Annotated in this window: 18 protein-coding genes; 8 read left to right on the forward strand and 10 right to left on the reverse strand. The window is 59.2% G+C overall.

Features of this window, described 5'->3' with window-relative positions:
- Window positions 1-4: 4 nt before the first annotated feature.
- From bchY to pufC, 8 genes are all read left to right on the forward strand, one after another.
- On the forward strand, window positions 5-1588 hold the full coding sequence (bchY, locus tag FE840_RS02330) for a chlorophyllide a reductase subunit Y (protein ID WP_138288562.1): 1584 nt from the start codon (window positions 5-7) through the stop codon (window positions 1586-1588).
- Window positions 1582-3033 (forward strand): chlorophyllide a reductase subunit Z, encoded by a 1452-nt coding sequence (bchZ, locus tag FE840_RS02335; RefSeq protein WP_138288563.1) that lies wholly within the window; start codon window positions 1582-1584, stop codon window positions 3031-3033. The genes bchY and bchZ overlap by 7 nt, the downstream gene beginning before the upstream one ends.
- 46 nt (window positions 3034-3079) lie before the next feature.
- Complete coding sequence (locus FE840_RS02340; RefSeq protein ID WP_138288564.1) at window positions 3080-3313, forward strand: hypothetical protein; 234 nt, start codon at window positions 3080-3082, stop codon at window positions 3311-3313.
- Between the two features lie 112 nt (window positions 3314-3425).
- Window positions 3426-3647 (forward strand): light-harvesting antenna LH1, beta subunit, encoded by a 222-nt coding sequence (gene pufB / locus FE840_RS02345; RefSeq protein WP_138288565.1) that lies wholly within the window; start codon window positions 3426-3428, stop codon window positions 3645-3647.
- 11 nt (window positions 3648-3658) lie between these two features.
- Window positions 3659-3856 (forward strand): light-harvesting antenna LH1, alpha subunit, encoded by a 198-nt coding sequence (pufA, locus tag FE840_RS02350; protein WP_138288566.1) that lies wholly within the window; start codon window positions 3659-3661, stop codon window positions 3854-3856.
- 109 nt (window positions 3857-3965) lie between these two features.
- The gene (pufL, locus tag FE840_RS02355) at window positions 3966-4811 is read left to right on the forward strand and encodes a photosynthetic reaction center subunit L (RefSeq protein ID WP_138288567.1); all 846 of its coding nucleotides are present in this window, start codon (window positions 3966-3968) and stop codon (window positions 4809-4811) included.
- A gap of 11 nt (window positions 4812-4822) precedes the next feature.
- On the forward strand, window positions 4823-5797 hold the full coding sequence (gene pufM, locus FE840_RS02360) for a photosynthetic reaction center subunit M (RefSeq protein WP_138288568.1): 975 nt from the start codon (window positions 4823-4825) through the stop codon (window positions 5795-5797).
- An 11-nt stretch (window positions 5798-5808) separates the two neighbouring features.
- Window positions 5809-6984 (forward strand): photosynthetic reaction center cytochrome PufC, encoded by a 1176-nt coding sequence (gene pufC / locus FE840_RS02365; RefSeq protein ID WP_138288569.1) that lies wholly within the window; start codon window positions 5809-5811, stop codon window positions 6982-6984.
- A gap of 322 nt (window positions 6985-7306) precedes the next feature.
- Here the strand turns inward: pufC and idi are convergent, their stop codons facing one another.
- The 10 genes from idi to bchM all read right to left on the reverse strand — a co-directional run bounded on the left by idi (window position 7307) and on the right by bchM (window position 15561).
- Window positions 7307-7834 (reverse strand): isopentenyl-diphosphate delta-isomerase, encoded by a 528-nt coding sequence (gene idi, locus FE840_RS02370; protein WP_138288570.1) that lies wholly within the window; start codon window positions 7832-7834, stop codon window positions 7307-7309.
- 61 nt (window positions 7835-7895) lie between these two features.
- Window positions 7896-9113, reverse strand: a complete 1218-nt coding sequence (gene hemA, locus FE840_RS02375; RefSeq protein WP_138288571.1) for a 5-aminolevulinate synthase — start codon at window positions 9111-9113, stop codon at window positions 7896-7898.
- 28 nt (window positions 9114-9141) lie between these two features.
- Window positions 9142-9996, reverse strand: a complete 855-nt coding sequence (puhE, locus tag FE840_RS02380; RefSeq protein ID WP_138288572.1) for a putative photosynthetic complex assembly protein PuhE — start codon at window positions 9994-9996, stop codon at window positions 9142-9144.
- An 8-nt stretch (window positions 9997-10004) separates the two neighbouring features.
- The gene (gene acsF / locus FE840_RS02385; protein ID WP_138288573.1) at window positions 10005-11114 is read right to left on the reverse strand and encodes a magnesium-protoporphyrin IX monomethyl ester (oxidative) cyclase; all 1110 of its coding nucleotides are present in this window, start codon (window positions 11112-11114) and stop codon (window positions 10005-10007) included.
- Window positions 11111-11416 (reverse strand): hypothetical protein, encoded by a 306-nt coding sequence (locus FE840_RS02390; RefSeq protein ID WP_138288574.1) that lies wholly within the window; start codon window positions 11414-11416, stop codon window positions 11111-11113. The genes acsF and FE840_RS02390 overlap by 4 nt, the downstream gene beginning before the upstream one ends.
- Window positions 11413-11907, reverse strand: a complete 495-nt coding sequence (gene puhC, locus FE840_RS02395) for a photosynthetic complex assembly protein PuhC (RefSeq protein ID WP_138288575.1) — start codon at window positions 11905-11907, stop codon at window positions 11413-11415. Before puhC ends, FE840_RS02390 begins: the two co-directional genes overlap by 4 nt.
- Before the next feature lie 12 nt (window positions 11908-11919).
- A complete protein-coding gene (gene puhB, locus FE840_RS02400; protein WP_138288576.1) occupies window positions 11920-12588 on the reverse strand; it encodes a photosynthetic complex putative assembly protein PuhB in 669 nt (222 codons plus the stop codon).
- On the reverse strand, window positions 12585-13370 hold the full coding sequence (puhA, locus tag FE840_RS02405) for a photosynthetic reaction center subunit H (RefSeq protein ID WP_138288577.1): 786 nt from the start codon (window positions 13368-13370) through the stop codon (window positions 12585-12587). Before puhA ends, puhB begins: the two co-directional genes overlap by 4 nt.
- 35 nt (window positions 13371-13405) lie before the next feature.
- Complete coding sequence (locus tag FE840_RS02410) at window positions 13406-14845, reverse strand: BCD family MFS transporter (RefSeq protein WP_138288578.1); 1440 nt, start codon at window positions 14843-14845, stop codon at window positions 13406-13408.
- Window positions 14842-15561: a magnesium protoporphyrin IX methyltransferase gene (bchM, locus tag FE840_RS02415; protein WP_138288579.1), complete on the reverse strand. Its 720-nt coding sequence runs from the start codon at window positions 15559-15561 to the stop codon at window positions 14842-14844. Before bchM ends, FE840_RS02410 begins: the two co-directional genes overlap by 4 nt.
- Window positions 15562-15568 lie beyond the last annotated feature (7 nt).

The following is a 15568-nucleotide window of genomic DNA, read 5'->3' on the forward strand; positions in this document are numbered from 1 at the left end:
GATTATGGATGACCTGCGCAAGGAATTCGAGCCGGACGATGCCAACGGGACAGCTCCCGTCGGCAACGATGCCGCCGTCCTTGGCGACGTGGCGGCCGCAGATACAAACGGCATCGGCTGCCATGGCGGCGTCGAGCTTTCCAAGGCTGCGGCCCGCGCCGCCGGTCAGGGCGAATTGATGGACCGCTTCGAGGCGGACTATCCCAAGGGCCCGCATGATCAGCCGCAATCCATGTGCCCGGCCTTCGGCTCGTTGCGCGTCGGACTTCGCATGCGCCGTGTCGGCACCATCCTCTCGGGCTCGGCCTGCTGCGTCTACGGCCTGACCTTCACCTCGCATTTCTACGGTGCCAAGCGCTCGGTCGGCTATGTGCCCTTCTCTTCCGAAACGCTGGTCACCGGCAAGCTCTATGAGGACATCGTCGAGGCCGTGCATCAGATGGCGGATCCAGCAAAGTTCGATGCCGTCGTGGTCACAAATCTCTGTGTCCCCACAGCCTCGGGCGTGCCTCTCAAGATGCTGCCGCGCGAGATCGACGGCGTCCGGATCGTTGGCATCGATGTTCCCGGCTTCGGGGTCCCGACCCACGCGGAAGCCAAGGATGTGCTTTCGGGCGCCATGCTCGCCTATGCCCGCCAGGAGATCGGCGAAGGCCCGGTCCAGCGCCCGCGTGGCGGGTTGAAGGACAGACCGACGGTCACCCTGCTTGGCGAAATGTTCCCCGTCGACCCGGTCGTCATCGGCGGGATGCTGGAGCCCATGGGGCTTGCAGCCGGCCCAACCGTTCCGGTCCGTGAATGGCGCGAACTCTATTCCGCCCTCGACTGCGCGGTCGTCGCCGCGATCCACCCTTTCTACACGGCAAGCATCCGCGAATTCCAGGCCGCAGGTCGGCCGATTGTCGGCTCAGCCCCGGTAGGTGTCGACGGAACCGATGCCTGGCTGAAGGCGATCGGCAACAGTTGCGGCATCGCAGCGGAGAAAACCAATATCAGCCGCAACGCGATGCGCACTGCGATCAAGGCTGCCCTTGCCGAACACCGCATCAATGGCCGCATCACGCTCTCAGGTTATGAGGGCTCGGAACTCCTTGTTGCCCGCCTGCTCGTCGAACTCGGCGCAGACTTGCGTTACGTCGGCACGGCCTGTCCGAAGTCGCCTTACAACTCCGAGGACGCCGACTGGCTGGCAGCCCATGGCGTGGAACTGCGCTTCCGGGCCTCGCTGGAGCAGGACCTCGCCGCCTTCCAGGAATTCAAGCCGGATCTCGCCATCGGCACGACCCCAGTCGTGCAGAAGGCGAAGGAGAGCGCTACACCCGCCCTCTATTTCACCAATCTGATCTCTGCCCGTCCCCTGATGGGCCCGGCTGGCGTCGCATCGCTGCCCGCCGTGATCAACGCCGCAATCGGCAACAAGGACCGCTTCCTGGTCATGAACGCCTTCTTCGAAGGTGTCGGCTCTGGTGACGGTGCCGGCATCTGGGAAAACGTACCCGAAGACCGCAGCGCCTATCGCAAGAAGTTCGCCGCCAAGGTCAAGCAGTCCCGCAACGCCGTCGACAATGGGGAGAGTGTCGGATGCTGATCCTCGACCACGATAGAGCCGGTGGTTACTGGGGCAGCGTCTATGCCTTTACCGCGATCAAGGGCCTGCAGGTGATCATCGACGGTCCTGTGGGCTGCGAAAACCTGCCGGTCACCTCGGTCCTCCATTACACGGATGCGCTCCCCCCGCATGAGCTTCCGATCGTCGTTTCCGGTCTGTCGGAAGACGAACTGGGCCAACATGGCACGGAAGGTGCGATGAAGCGGGCGCGCCTCGCACTCGATCCGGATCTGCCCGCCGTCGTCGTCACCGGCTCAATCGCCGAAATGATCGGCGGTGGCGTGACACCGGAAGGTTCCAACATCGTACGCTTCCTGCCGCGCACCATCGATGAAGACCAGTGGCAGAGCGCTGATCGCGCACTGAAATGGCTCTGGACCGAATTCGGTCCGAAGGGCGGCAAGGTGCCGGCACCGCGCCGCCGTCCGGAAGGCGCAAAGCCCCGCGTCAACATCATCGGTCCGATCTACGGCACCTACAACATGCCCTCGGATCTCGCCGAAATCCGACGCCTTGTCGAAGGTCTCGGCGCAGAGATCAACATGGTCTTCCCGCTGGGCAGCCATCTCGAAGACGTGCGCAAGCTTGCCGATGCAGATGCCAATATCTGCCTTTATCGGGAGTTCGGCCGACTTCTGTGTGAAACGCTCGACCGCCCCTATCTGCAAGCGCCGATCGGCATCCATTCGACGACCGCCTTCCTGCGCGAACTCGGCGGCATGCTGGGCCTCGATCCGGAACCCTTCATCCTGAAGGAAAAGCACACGACGCTGAAGCCGCTCTGGGATCTCTGGCGCTCGGTCACCCAGGACTTCTTCGCGACCGCAAGCTTCGCGATCGTCGCCAACGAGACCTATGTGCGCGGCATCCGGAACTTCCTTGAAGAAGAGGTAGGGCTGCCCTGCAACTTCGCGATCCCGCGCAAGGCCGGCTCGAAGACGGACAATGTCGAGGTCGCAGAGCTCACCGCCAAGAAGCCGCCGATGATCATGTTCGGCTCGTTCAACGAGCGCATGTACATGGCCGAGCGCGGTGCGCGCGGCAAGTTCGTGCAGCTCTCCTATCCCGGCGCCATCGTCCGCCGCCATCCCGGAACGCCGGTCATGGGCTATTCGGGCGCAGCCTGGCTGATCCAGGAAGTCTGCAACGCGCTGTTCGACATGCTGTTCGACATTCTGCCCCGCGCCGGCGAGCTCGACGCAATCGAGGCGACGACAGCGCGCCACGACGGCACGATGCCCTGGAAAGCAGAGGCGCAAGCCGCACTCGATCAGCATATCAACCATGAACCCATCCTCGTTCGCATTTCCGCCGCCAAGAGGTTGCGGGAGGCTGCAGAACGGGAGGCACGACGTCAGAAGGCTCCGGAAGTCATCCGACAACATGTGGAAGCAGTTGCCGCTCTTGCGGGAGTGCCAGCATGAGCAATCGATCCCAATACCCGTCCGCGGGAAACACGGAGGTGAAGACATGATCCCGTCAATTGAAGCCCATTCGGCTGATCGCCGCCATCGTGATCGCAGTGACGAACGCATGCTGATGCGCCAGCTCTTTCTGATCACATACCCGCTTTGCCTGGCCTCAGCCGTCGCATCGCGCACGATGAGCCTTTTCAGCCCACATGCGGCGAAGCACGACCAGTCCGTTTTCGCGGAGGCCCGCTCTGCGGCCTACGCCGCTGTCGGTTACGCGTTCCACGCGTAACCCTATCCTTTGCAGGTGTTCTCGACACCAGCAAAACCCCGGGGGATCGACAAGAGAGCCCGGAACCCCGCCGCGGGGGTGCCGCGGTGTTCGAGACTAGGAGGTGGTTTTGATGGCGGAGACATCAAATGTTTCACTTTCGGGTCTGACCGAAAGCGAAGCGCGCGAGGTCCATGGATTCTTTATCCAAGGCTTCATGATATTCACGGCGATTGCGATTGTCGCGCATATCTTGGTCTGGATGTGGCGTCCCTGGATCCCGGGTCCTGAAGGCTACAGCTCTCTTGAGAGCATAGGCCAGACGGCCCAGGCGCTTCTGCCGATGCTGGCATAGGAGAGAGAGATATGTGGAGAGTCTGGCTTATGTTCGACCCGCGCCAAGCGCTGGTTGCACTGTCTGTATTCCTGTTCACCCTCGCAATCCTGATCCACTTCATTCTGTTGAGCACGGACCGCTACAACTGGCTCGAGGGCAAGCCTCTCGTCACCAGTTCTATCGAGCAGTCCATCTCGCTGAATGATGATCTGCGTCTGGTCGGCTGAATAACCAAGACGGCAGCGGGCGCAGCCGCAACAGCGGCATCGCCCGCCGCCAATCGATACTCGCAACCCGACACCGCCACCCGGCTGATTACCTCTGGAGGACACGAACATGGCGCTGCTGAGTTTTGAACGCAAATATCGCGTACGAGGCGGTACGCTGATTGGTGGCGACCTCTTCGATTTCTGGGTGGGGCCATTCTATGTCGGCTTCTTTGGGGTCACGACCGCCTTTTTCGCCATTCTGGGAACGGCGCTTTTGATTTACGGGGCAGCTTTGGGGCCGACCTGGAACATCTGGCAGATATCAATCGCACCGCCCGATCTCTCCTATGGACTGGGCCTTGCGCCCCTGAAGGACGGCGGCCTGTGGCAGATCATAACGATCTGCGCTCTAGGCGCCTTCATTTCTTGGGCGCTGCGCGAAGTGGAAATCTGCCGCAAACTCGGCATGGGCTATCATGTCCCCTTCGCCTTCTCGTTTGCCATCTTCGCTTACGCAACGCTGGTCGTCTTCAGACCGGTTCTGCTCGGTGCCTGGGGCCATGGCTTTCCTTATGGGATTTTCAGCCATCTCGATTGGGTCTCAAACGTTGGCTACCAATACCTGCACTTCCACTACAATCCTGCCCACATGATTGCAGTGACCTTCTTCTTCACCACAACACTGGCGCTGGCGCTGCATGGCGGGTTGATCCTGTCTGCGGCAAACCCTGGCGCATCCATGCATGAGCCCGGCCAGCAAGCCGAGGTCAAGACGCCTGAGTATGAAGATACATTTTTCCGGGACATCATCGGTTACTCGATCGGCACCCTTGGCATTCACCGCCTCGGACTGATCCTTGCTTTGAACGCCGGCTTCTGGAGCGCCGTCTGCATCGTCATCAGCGGGCCTTTCTGGAACCAGGGCTGGCCGCAATGGTGGAACTGGTGGCTTGAACTTCCGGTCTGGAGCTGAGGGGAAAAATCATGTTCACCCAATATCAGAATATCATTACGGCCGTTCAGGTCAGTGGTCCGGCTGAAGAAGGAATGCCTTTGCCGCGTGGCAATGCCAAGCGGACCGGTGAGCCTTTTATGGTCCGACTTCTGGGGATCATCGGTAATGCGCAGATCGGGCCAATCTATCTCGGCTATCTGGGAAGCCTGTCCCTTGTCTTCGGTCTTATCGCCTTCGAAATCATCGGTCTCAACATGCTGGCCTCGGTTGGTTGGGATCCCATCGAATTCGTCCGCCAACTCTTCTGGCTGGGTCTGGAGCCGCCGTCTGCGGAATATGGACTGACGGTCTTGCCGCCCCTTGCAGAAGGTGGATGGTGGTTGATTGCCGGCTTCTTCCTGACCTTGTCGGTCCTGCTGTGGTGGGTTCGGGTCTATCGCCGCGCACGCCAGCTGGAGATGGGTACCCATGTCGCCTGGGCATTCGCCTCGGCAATCTGGCTCTTCCTGGTGCTAGGCTTCTTCCGTCCGCTGCTGATGGGGAATTTCTCGGAGGCTGTACCATTCGGCATTTTCCCGCACCTCGATTGGACGGCCGCCTTCTCGATCCGATACGGCAATCTCTACTACAATCCGTTCCATGCCCTTTCGATCGTCTTCCTCTACGGCTCGGTCCTGCTCTTTGCCATGCACGGAGCAACCATTCTCGCAGTCGGGAAATACGGCGGGGAGCGTGAGCTGGAACAGATCACGGACCGTGGAACGGCATCTGAACGCGCTGCCCTCTTTTGGCGCTGGACCATGGGCTTCAACGCCACGATGGAATCGGTTCACCGCTGGGCCTGGTGGTTCGCGATCCTGGCACCCCTTACCGGCGGCATTGGAATCCTGCTCACCGGGACGGTTGTCGACAACTGGTATCTCTGGGGCATCAATCACGGGATCGTGGCGCCACTGCCGGACATCTGGCCAGGCGTCGTCGATCCGGCCCTTACGGCACAATAAGGAGAAGGACGATGAAACTCTGGATACCTTTTGCCGTCTCCGCAGGGACACTCCTGACCATTGCAAGCTTTGTCGGTGCCGGATGGGATGCGCCGCCGGTTGAGACCGAACAGATCGGTTACCGTGGCACCGGCATGTACATCCACAAGGACATCGAGAAGGAGGAGGCCCTGCGCGCTGCAAATATCGTGCCTCCAGCGCCATGGGAGGCTGACCCCTCCGGTGACAGGGCGGGCGACATCTATGAGAACGTCCAGATCCTGGGCGATCTCTCGGATGACCAGTTCAACCAGTTCATGGCCTCCATCACAGAATGGGTGTCACCAGAGCAGGGTTGCAACTATTGTCATAATCCTGAAAACCTGGCCTCAGACGAAGTCTACACCAAGGTCGTCTCACGACGCATGATCCAGATGACCCAGGCCATCAACGTCGACTGGAAAGCCCATGTCGGGGAAACAGGCGCAACCTGTTACACCTGCCATCGCGGGCAGCCGGTCCCTGCAGAATACTGGTTCTCTGACCTTGAGCCAAAGCCTGCAGGCAACATGACGCAAAACCGCGACGGGCAGAACGTGGTCGCCCAATTCGCCGGCAACTCTTCGCTGCCACAGAATGCCCTGATGGATTATCTCTTGAATGACATGCCGATCCGGGTGCATTCCAACACAGCTCTCCCGACGGGGACTAACCTCGCTGGCACCAAAGAGACCGAAAACACATGGTCTCTGATGATGCACATGTCTGAATCCCTGGGTGCGAACTGCCTGACCTGCCATAACTCGCGTGCCTTCAACGATTGGGACCAAAGCCCACCGCAACGCGTAACGGCCTGGCACGGGATCCGCATGACCAGAGATATCAATGTCTCCTATATGGTCGGCTTGACTCCTGTGTTCCCGGCGAACCGCAAGGGACCGGAAGGCGACGTCTTCAAGGTCGGTTGTGCTACCTGCCACAATGGGGTGCAAAAACCGCTCCACGGTGTTTCGATGCTTCAGGATTATCTGGACTCGCTCGCAAAGAAGGGTCCGACCGAGGTGCCTGACTACTCGACATATGAGCCCGGCGTCACCCAGATCATGGCTCCGCAGACACTGGGTTCCATGACACCGATCCCCTCAGGCGTGATGCCGAATACAGATGTTGCTGGTTTGCCAAAAGCTGTTGGCACTGCTGGAAACTGACATGCGAAGGTCAACCTGGATTGATCGATAAGGGGGCGCTCGACGCCCCCTTTTCTTTGACCCGATTTCTGATGGGAACAATGGCGCACGACCGGAAGCGGACATAGCGGGTCAACCAACGCTGGAACTTTTCAAAGCCAATTCTGCGACAGCAGCTCGGCCGTGGCGTAAAGCAACCAGACTGAAAACTGCGGTCTTCGAAAGCCCGCCGGGGACAAGCCGAGAGATTGTGGTCTATCGGGGAATGGTGGTCTTCGCCGCGAACGCCGATTTGCTGTCCACCAACGGACGCATCTTGATCAGGAAAGTTGCGATCTGATCATCAGGCCGCGAATTGGAGCGCCGGGAAGCGCTCAAGATAAATTCGGAACCAGGGTGTGAAGGCGTCTGGCGTTTCGGCAACGGCCCGATAGAGATTGCGCGGAGCGACCCATTGAACCGCTTCGACTTCCTCGGGATTGGGCACGACATCAAGCCTACGTCTGTCGACTTGGGCACTGAAGAGGGTGACGCGCTCGTTCTCCTTCAAGCCGGATCCGACGTCAGCAGCGTATTCGACGGTTTCATGGCGCGTCAGCGGAACGGCAAAACCCAGTTCCTCACTCAGCCGTCGCTCGGCGCAATCCTCGACGCTCTCGCTCCAATGGGGATGTGAACAACAGGTGTTCGCCCATTGGCCTCCACAATGATACTTGCCACTTGCCCGCTTCTGGATCAGCAGAAGATCCCCGTCAAAGACGAAAACCGAAACGGCCAGATGCAGCACACCATCGACATGGGCCTTCATCTTCTCAATAGGATAGAGGGAGCCATCACGAGCAACTGCCGGAATGACGATCGGCTGGTTCATGCTGCCTCCACTCCCTCGATTATCATGTGCGGTCCTACTGCCATCAACCATCGCTTCAAGACTAGGCGACAGCGCGCGCCAGGGCACAACGTGACCATAGCGAACAGAGGGCATCCGAAAGATGCCGGATGTCGGCATCGGTATGTAGCGGCGTTGGCGTAATCCGCAAGCGTTCAGTACCAACCGCTACCGTTGGATAATTGATCGGCTGAACATAGACACCAAAGTCAGTCAGCAGAATGTCTGAGATCCATTTGCATTTGGAGGCGCTACCGACCATGACCGGCACGATGTGGCTCGGATTTGGCATATGCGGTATTCCCTTGGCATCAAGCGCCGCGCGCACCTTTGCAACGACTGACTGATGCATCTTCCGTTCGAACTTGCTGTTCTTCAGATGATGGATCGATGCCGTTGCAGCCGCGGCCAAAGCCGGCGGCAGCGCCGTCGTGAAGATGAAGCCGGATGCGAAGGATCGCACGAAATCAACCAAAATCGAAGGACCGGTGATATAGCCTCCCATCACCCCGAAGGCCTTGCCGAGAGTACCTTCGATGACAGTCAACCGATCCATCAAACCCTCACGCTCGGCAACTCCGCCACCGCGCGGGCCATACATGCCAACGGCATGAACCTCATCGAGATAGGTCAATGCACCGAATTCATCGGCAACATCGCAGATCTCCCTGATCGGGGAAATGTCACCATCCATCGAGTAGACGCTCTCAAAGGCAACAAGCTTGGGCGCTGCCGGATCGTCGGCCGCCATCAGTTCCCTGAGGTGCCGATAATCATTGTGACGGAACATTCGCTTGATGCAGCGTGAATGGCGAATCCCCTCAATCATGGAGGCGTGATTGAGGGCATCGGAATAGACGATGATCCCCGGTATCTTGGAGAGCAAGGTGCCAAGTGCCGCCCAGTTTGAAACATAGCCCGACGTAAAGATGAGGGCTGCCTCTTTACCATGCAGATCCGCAAGTTCCTGCTCCAGGAGAACATGGTAGTGATTGGTGCCTGAGATGTTGCGGGTGCCGCCTGCACCTGCTCCGCATTTCTGTACAATTTCCGTCATGCGCCCCGTTACGATCGGGCTCTGGCCCATACCGAGATAGTCATTGGAACACCAGACGGTGACTTCGCGCGTCTCTCCGTCCGGCTGATAGAAGGTAGCTTTCGGGAAGGCGCTGCAGTGGCGCTCAAGCTCGGCAAAGACCCGGTAGTTGCCGGCATCTCTCAATCCATCAAGCGCTGTCTCCATATACTGCAAAGCGTTCATGTCATTCCCCTCCACTCAATTCCAAGGACTATTGTTTGTTCGACGGATGTTCGGACCGATGACGCTGCCGACCCCGCTGGCCCATTCTCGCTTCACCAGAGATGGCTTGGACCGCTGGCTTTGCCATTGCCCAGCGCCAAAGCGCTGTGTCAGAAACCGGCAACACGAGAACCACATGTTCCACGATCGCCAGCGCCATGAAGGCTGCAAGCAATGTGTGACCGACAAGTGAGTAGTCTTCCGTGGAGCGCATTGCCCCAGCGACAAGCACGATCAGAAGCCCCATGGCCACCGCCAGAAGGAGGGGGAACAGCGGAGTGGTTCTGGTCGTATTGAAATAGCTTTTGAGATGGGCAATCCGGCGCGGCATCATTTCACTGATAGCATGCGGCGCACCGAGGAAAATCAGAAGCTTGGCCGAAATGCGCATACCCCAGAGAAGGCCAAAGGCGGCCAAGCCGAACAGGTTGTCGGCTCCTGCGAGCGCAAGCCAGAGTCCCATGCCCGTCAAAAGGATGGCGATCTCGTGATCGCACACGGCCTCCCAAGCGGCACGGAAACGCCCCCAACCCGACAGCCCAGGGGGGCATTCCGTGCGCCGCGAGCCGGTCAGAGCACCGGTCAAAAATGCAGCTTCATGCCACGACCAGACGAACAGGGCACCGAAGAAGCCCATATAAGAGCCCATCGGTGTTTTGTGCTCACTGCCGATCACCATCAGCGCAAAGCCGATAATGCCGACACATGTCATGGGCACCATAAGCTTCCACAGTCCGCCACTGCCCGCCTCAGCCTGGTTCACCGCGAACAGGACGATTCCGGTGGAAAGCCACCAGACGACGATCGCGATGAACAGAGCTGCAAGGGGGCTTGTAAAATCCATGGCGGAACCTACCAGACCGGCTGCAGACGCGAGGTTTCGGGGATGGCGTTTGTCTTCGCCGGGATGAGATACATCCGGACGAAATTGACACCGACGGCAGCGCTGAGCCACGCCTTTGACAAACGACCGACCACCCCGCCGCGAGCATCTGCGGCCTGGATTTTGCGGTTGAGGCGCTCCATTCTGCGAAAGCCTTCGTGCAGGTCCGGATTGTCGAGATCAAGAACCAGCGGGAAGCACTGCCGCGATATCTCGCTTGTCAGCCGGAAGACACGCATATCATAGTCATCGATATCGACCCCCATGGCTTCATGGAAGGCTGGCCGCATGTGGTCACGGACATACATTGTCGCAAAGACGGCCAGCAGAAAGAACTTGATCCAGAGCTTGTTGCGCCCCTCGAGAAGCTTCCGGTCAGAGCGGATGATCAGAGAAAAGGCCTCGCCATGGGAGAACTCGTCGTTGCACCACTCCTTGAACCACTTGAAGATCGGGTGGAAGCGATGTTCGGGGTGCTTCTCAAGGTGCCGATAGATCGTGATGTAGCGAGCATACCCGATCTTTTCGGAAAGATAGGTCGCGTAATAGATGAACTTTGGCTTGAAGTAGGTATATTTCTTCGCCTTCGCCAGAAAGCCCATGTTCACGCCGATACCAAAATCCTTCAGCGCGTCATTGATGAAGCCCGCGTGACGCGATTCGTCACGGCTCATATAGCCGAAAAGCTCGCAGATCTCCTGGTTCTTGCCCCGCCGTTTCATCTCCTTGTAAAGGACACAGCCCGAGAACTCAGACGTCAGCGACGAGACCAGGAAATCGATAAGCTCTTCACGCAAGGGTTCGGGTAACGCGTCGAGGTCAATATCATCCCACTCCTCATTGCGCTTGAAATGTCCGCGGTTCGGGTCACTGCGCATCTGGGAAATCAGTGCATCCCATTCAGCCCGAACCGGCTCGACATTGATCCGGTCCATCTCATCGAAATCGGTTGTATAAAAGCGCGGCGTAAGCATGGTCGAAACCATTGCACTCCGCGTTGTGTCGTTGATGCTGGCTTTGCGGTCTTCGATTGTCGGCTTGTGGTCGATCAAGTCGGCGGGGGAAACATGGTTGTTCATGACAGCGCCCTTTCCGTGAAGCTGAATTCACACAGTTCCATCATGTCGAGATCGCCCGTCGCCCGCGTCCATGCACGCTCTAGGGCACCGGCTCGTGTGATCGTTGCCTTGCGGCGGAAGGTCTGGCATTCGCCATAGGGAATGGAAACCGGTGCGCCATGCACCACAACCTCATCGCCCGGATGCACGATCACGCCATTGTCAAAGCGCAGGTGGGCTCCGAGCGTCTCAAAGGTATTGTTGATCTCGACCGTGCAATCGACCGTTTCTTGGCGGCGTGCCAATGCAAAAATGGCATTCATCTGACTGCTCCTCCCTTCATGTCGAGCAGAGAGGCGAACGCGGCTGCGTTGTCCCTGCCGAAAGCTTCGAGATAGATCCGCTCACCCGTCCTGGTGTCGGAAAGACTGACCCGTCCGGTGTCCCAGCGGATCAGCCTGTAGGGTGTTTCCATCGGTATGCCTGCGACCAGACGCATCCGTTCAAGAGCGCGCATCGAACCGCGGATGAAGCCACCCTCAGTCGGTCCATAAGAGACAATTTCGACGCCTGTGACGGCATCGATCACCGCCACGCGATCATCGGCATGGCGCAGCATGCGAATGTCACGAATATCGGCAGGCGTACCAACCTGTGTCTTGACCAAACCCATCCCCGTTGCCTGCCCGAAGACGATAGCCCCTGCCGAAAACACCAGCATGGCAATGGCACCGAGGAGCACAGGCAGTGGAAAGGGATTGGCCTTGCGGCCCTTCCGATCACCGAAATATCCAAGATGCGATACCGATTTCACGATAGCCTCCCCCTACTCCGCAGCCGCGCCTTGAGCCGCTGTCGAAGCAAGCGATGAACCGACGGAATGCGATGCATGCGGATGCCGCTGGCGATACTGAAGGATGGCCAAAGCCAACACGTCGGAGACCTGCTCGGCATCTGCGAGGCAGATCAGGCTTGGCTCCGGATGGCTAAAGCGCCATGCGCGCACATGCGGCCATTGTATCAACCAGGACAACCTGTCGTCCGGCAAAAGCGCCAGGGCCATGCTCCCGGATGGTCCAGACAGTTTGCCGATCGAGACCCTGCCAACGCGGCGATAGGGAAGGTTGACGGTCATGGAGAGCGCGACACCAAAACGAATGACGACCCTTTCCGTCGTAATCGTGTAAAGTGTCGTCTTCTCAACCGCCCATGCAAAAAGTTCGAGCATGGCGACCAGGACGGCAGCAAGCGCGGTTAGGACGGCAACCGAAAAGACGATGCCACCCAAGGGCTGACCATCATAAAGACCGGCAATAACAGCCCAGAGCGCGAGGACAACAAAATAGCCCCCGATCCAGCGCACCTTCAGCAGATGACGCGACACCAATGCGGCTGATGGCCTTCCCTGCCACAGAATGGTTTCGCCGGCAGGAAGCTTCCCCGGCAAGCCGGGGACAGGCTCATATTCGTGCTCGCGCGCAACGAACTGCGTCATAGCACCGCCTCCTGACGCCGGCGCAGGGCGTATAGCAATCCGGCGCCGAAGTAACCCGTGATCCGGTCTTCTTCGCGCAGAGTGACCGCTTCGGAGCTCGCCGCTTTCGGAACATCCGCAAACTGTCCCGATGTGATGGCATGTACATAGATGTAGCGAACCTTTCCGCGTCCGGTCTTGAAGACCACGAAGTTGTTCGGAAGCAGGATCGTGCGCGGTTCCTCGGCTGTGCCGACGTCGACTTCATAATAGCGCAACAGGTGCTCGGCCCGGTCGACCCAGACGTCCTTCACGGTGCCCGCTTTCTGCTGGTCGCAACCATAGACGGACATGCCGATCGGGTTTGTCTGCCCTTCGACGATGTGAAAGCCCTCGGCGAGGCGAAGCGGGACGATCCGAAAATCCCCATGGGCCGTGATGTCGGGTTTGTCCGAACGTTCTGCCCAGGAGCCCGGACCGACACCTGCCAGCAAGGGATTGCCAATCGGTTCAATCGGATAACCTGGAGCAGGAGCCACGCGCTTCGCCATCAGGCTCCGCTCGTCACGTTTGAAATCCGGAACCTTCTTGACGCCCTGACCGTGCGGCAGAAGAAAGGTCTTCTTTGGCGGAATGAAAAGCCAGGGGCTCTTGTTGTAGCGCCCGGAAACATCTGACTCGAGCGGGTAACCCTCGCGACGATCCTCCTGGCGGATATACCAGATGAGCCCCGCAAAGAAGACCCAGAAGACGTAAAGCACGACCTGCGCCACGTCGATATTGCCAACAACCGATCCGGTCATGATCCATTCTCCAACTTTCGGCGTTCACCCGGCGATCAACCGGGCATCTCCGCCAGGCCAAAACGCATTCCTTCGGTGTTGTCGCGCCCATATCGATTGCCCGCCAGCGGCCCGATCACCGCAAGGCAAAGGAAAAGCAGTCCAATCTCGACATGGTAGACAACGATGTAACCTGTTGCGCTGGACACCAGCGCCTCACCCAGAGCCCCCGTCAGGGCAAAATCATTGACATTATTCTTCACAAGGCCGCCGATGAGCAGCGCAATCCCGATAGCCGTTGCCTGGACCGCGCTCCAGGCTCCAACCACAATCCCGCAATCTGAACGCGACGAGACGGCCATCGCAGCCAGCATGGTGCCAACGGCAAACAGACCGCCACCAAGCCCAACTCCGGCCGCCCCTGCAAAAAAGAGCCCGGAGGAATTCAGTGGCGAAGCAAAAACGATGGCCGAAAAAGCGAAAATGCCGATGAGAAGGCCGCGCGCCGCCACCCGGTGCATCTGCAACCCGTGTTGCAGGCTGTAGGCGGCCCAGACGAATCCGGCCATGGTACCGGTGGCCCAAAGGCCGGTCAGCAGCGTTGTCTGCCCGACCGAAAGCCCGAGGATCTCGCCACCATAGGGCTCAAGCAGAATGTCCTGCATCGAAAACGCCGCAGAACCAATCGCAACAGCAAGCAGCAGCCGAACGGTGCCGGCATCGCTCCGATATTCGCGAAGGGCCTCGAAGAAGTCCGGCATGATGCGGTCGGCCGCGGTCCGCTGGGGATTACGCGCTTCCTGCTTCCAGATCGCGATCACATTGATGGCGATGGTGAAGACTGCAGTGCCCTGGATCACCTGAATGAGCTGGACCGAGGTGAAGTCGACCAACATGTAGCTGAAGAAGCCTGAAGCACCGATCATGCCGGCAAGCAGCATCACGTAAAGCAGCGCCACGACCCTTGGCCGCTTTTCCGGGGGCACGAGATCTCCGGCAAGCGCCAGGCCCGCCGTCTGGGACATGTGCATACCGAAGCCGGTCAGCATGAAGGCAAGACTTGCGCCGGCTGCACCCGCCCAGGAGGGTCCAACCGTCTGCGACTGCAAGAGCAGAAGCGCAAAGGGCATGATGGCAAGCCCGCCGAACTGCAGGAGGCTTCCAAGCCAGACATAGGGTACACGTCGCCAGCCGAGCACGGACTTGTAGGTGTCCGACCGATAGCCGAAGAGGAGCCGGAGCGGCGCTGCAAGAACAGGGATTGCAACAACAGCCGAGACAAGAGCGACCGAGACACCCAGCTCAACGATCAGGACGCGGTTCAGAGTGCCAGTCAGCAGAACAAGCACACAACCTGCCGAAACCTGGAAAAGAGCAAGTCGCAACAACCGCGACAACGGCATGTCGACCGTTGCGGCATCGGCAAAGGGCATGAACCGGCTGCCCATCATCTGCCAGAATGCAATCACCTTGCGGTTTGCGATGCCAGTGGTCATGGCCGGTGCACCTCCATCGCCTGGGAGGTGTAAAAGCCGACCGATATGCGGTGGGTGCGGCCCGACGACCAGCCATGCATGTGCGGCCGCTTGATAAGATCTGACACGACCCGTTCGGCATGGACCGGATAGATGGCCGGTGCACGGTCGCCCCGTGGGAAAACCTTGCCGGCCATCAGCATGGCACGCAGCAGTCGCGATCCCGGCGCCAGCGTGAAGATCATGCTTCGCTCGCTTCTCTCGGCAAAGCGTTCGAGGACACCAAGGACATCTGCCGGCTTGTAGTGGATCAGCACATCCATCGCGACGACGGCGTCGAAACGACCATGACGCGGATCGAGCATGTCGCCGCTGGCGAAGTTCACGGAACCGGAGCCTGATCCCTGAGCATGATGCGAACGCTCTTGCGCGCGTTGTCTGGCGAAGGCGACCATCTGGGCGGACAGATCGATACCCAGAACATCGGCACCACGTTCCATGAGCTCGAAGGAAAGGACTCCAGACCCGCAGCCGGCATCCAGAATGCGCCAGCCGGTCAGATCCTGCGGCAACCAGCTGGCGAGCGTCGCGCGCATCTCTTCTCGGCCCTTGCGGACCGTGGCACGAATGCCGCTTACCGGTTGGTCACCTGTCAGCTTTTTCCAGGCATCCAATGCGGTACGATCGAAGTAATGCTCGATCTCACCCGTCCGTCTGATGTAATCGACCTGGGTCATCGGCACC

The organism is Peteryoungia desertarenae (genome assembly GCF_005860795.2).
In the GTDB taxonomy this organism is placed as follows: Bacteria; Pseudomonadota; Alphaproteobacteria; order Rhizobiales; family Rhizobiaceae; genus Allorhizobium; species Allorhizobium desertarenae.

What these genes read in the sequence shown, in the direction of transcription:
- bchY (WP_138288562.1), top strand. Translation starts at nt 5, where the DNA reads ATGGATGACCTGCGCAAGGAATTCGAGCCGGACGATGCCAACGGGACA.
- bchZ (WP_138288563.1), top strand. Translation starts at nt 1,582, where the DNA reads ATGCTGATCCTCGACCACGATAGAGCCGGTGGTTACTGGGGCAGCGTC.
- FE840_RS02340 (WP_138288564.1), top strand. Translation starts at nt 3,080, where the DNA reads ATGATCCCGTCAATTGAAGCCCATTCGGCTGATCGCCGCCATCGTGAT.
- pufB (WP_138288565.1), top strand. Translation starts at nt 3,426, where the DNA reads ATGGCGGAGACATCAAATGTTTCACTTTCGGGTCTGACCGAAAGCGAA.
- pufA (WP_138288566.1), top strand. Translation starts at nt 3,659, where the DNA reads ATGTGGAGAGTCTGGCTTATGTTCGACCCGCGCCAAGCGCTGGTTGCA.
- pufL (WP_138288567.1), top strand. Translation starts at nt 3,966, where the DNA reads ATGGCGCTGCTGAGTTTTGAACGCAAATATCGCGTACGAGGCGGTACG.
- pufM (WP_138288568.1), top strand. Translation starts at nt 4,823, where the DNA reads ATGTTCACCCAATATCAGAATATCATTACGGCCGTTCAGGTCAGTGGT.
- pufC (WP_138288569.1), top strand. Translation starts at nt 5,809, where the DNA reads ATGAAACTCTGGATACCTTTTGCCGTCTCCGCAGGGACACTCCTGACC.
- idi (WP_138288570.1), bottom strand. Translation starts at nt 7,834, where the DNA reads ATGAACCAGCCGATCGTCATTCCGGCAGTTGCTCGTGATGGCTCCCTC.
- hemA (WP_138288571.1), bottom strand. Translation starts at nt 9,113, where the DNA reads ATGAACGCTTTGCAGTATATGGAGACAGCGCTTGATGGATTGAGAGAT.
- puhE (WP_138288572.1), bottom strand. Translation starts at nt 9,996, where the DNA reads ATGGATTTTACAAGCCCCCTTGCAGCTCTGTTCATCGCGATCGTCGTC.
- acsF (WP_138288573.1), bottom strand. Translation starts at nt 11,114, where the DNA reads ATGAACAACCATGTTTCCCCCGCCGACTTGATCGACCACAAGCCGACA.
- FE840_RS02390 (WP_138288574.1), bottom strand. Translation starts at nt 11,416, where the DNA reads ATGAATGCCATTTTTGCATTGGCACGCCGCCAAGAAACGGTCGATTGC.
- puhB (WP_138288576.1), bottom strand. Translation starts at nt 12,588, where the DNA reads ATGACGCAGTTCGTTGCGCGCGAGCACGAATATGAGCCTGTCCCCGGC.
- puhA (WP_138288577.1), bottom strand. Translation starts at nt 13,370, where the DNA reads ATGACCGGATCGGTTGTTGGCAATATCGACGTGGCGCAGGTCGTGCTT.
- FE840_RS02410 (WP_138288578.1), bottom strand. Translation starts at nt 14,845, where the DNA reads ATGACCACTGGCATCGCAAACCGCAAGGTGATTGCATTCTGGCAGATG.
- bchM (WP_138288579.1), bottom strand. Translation starts at nt 15,561, where the DNA reads ATGACCCAGGTCGATTACATCAGACGGACGGGTGAGATCGAGCATTAC.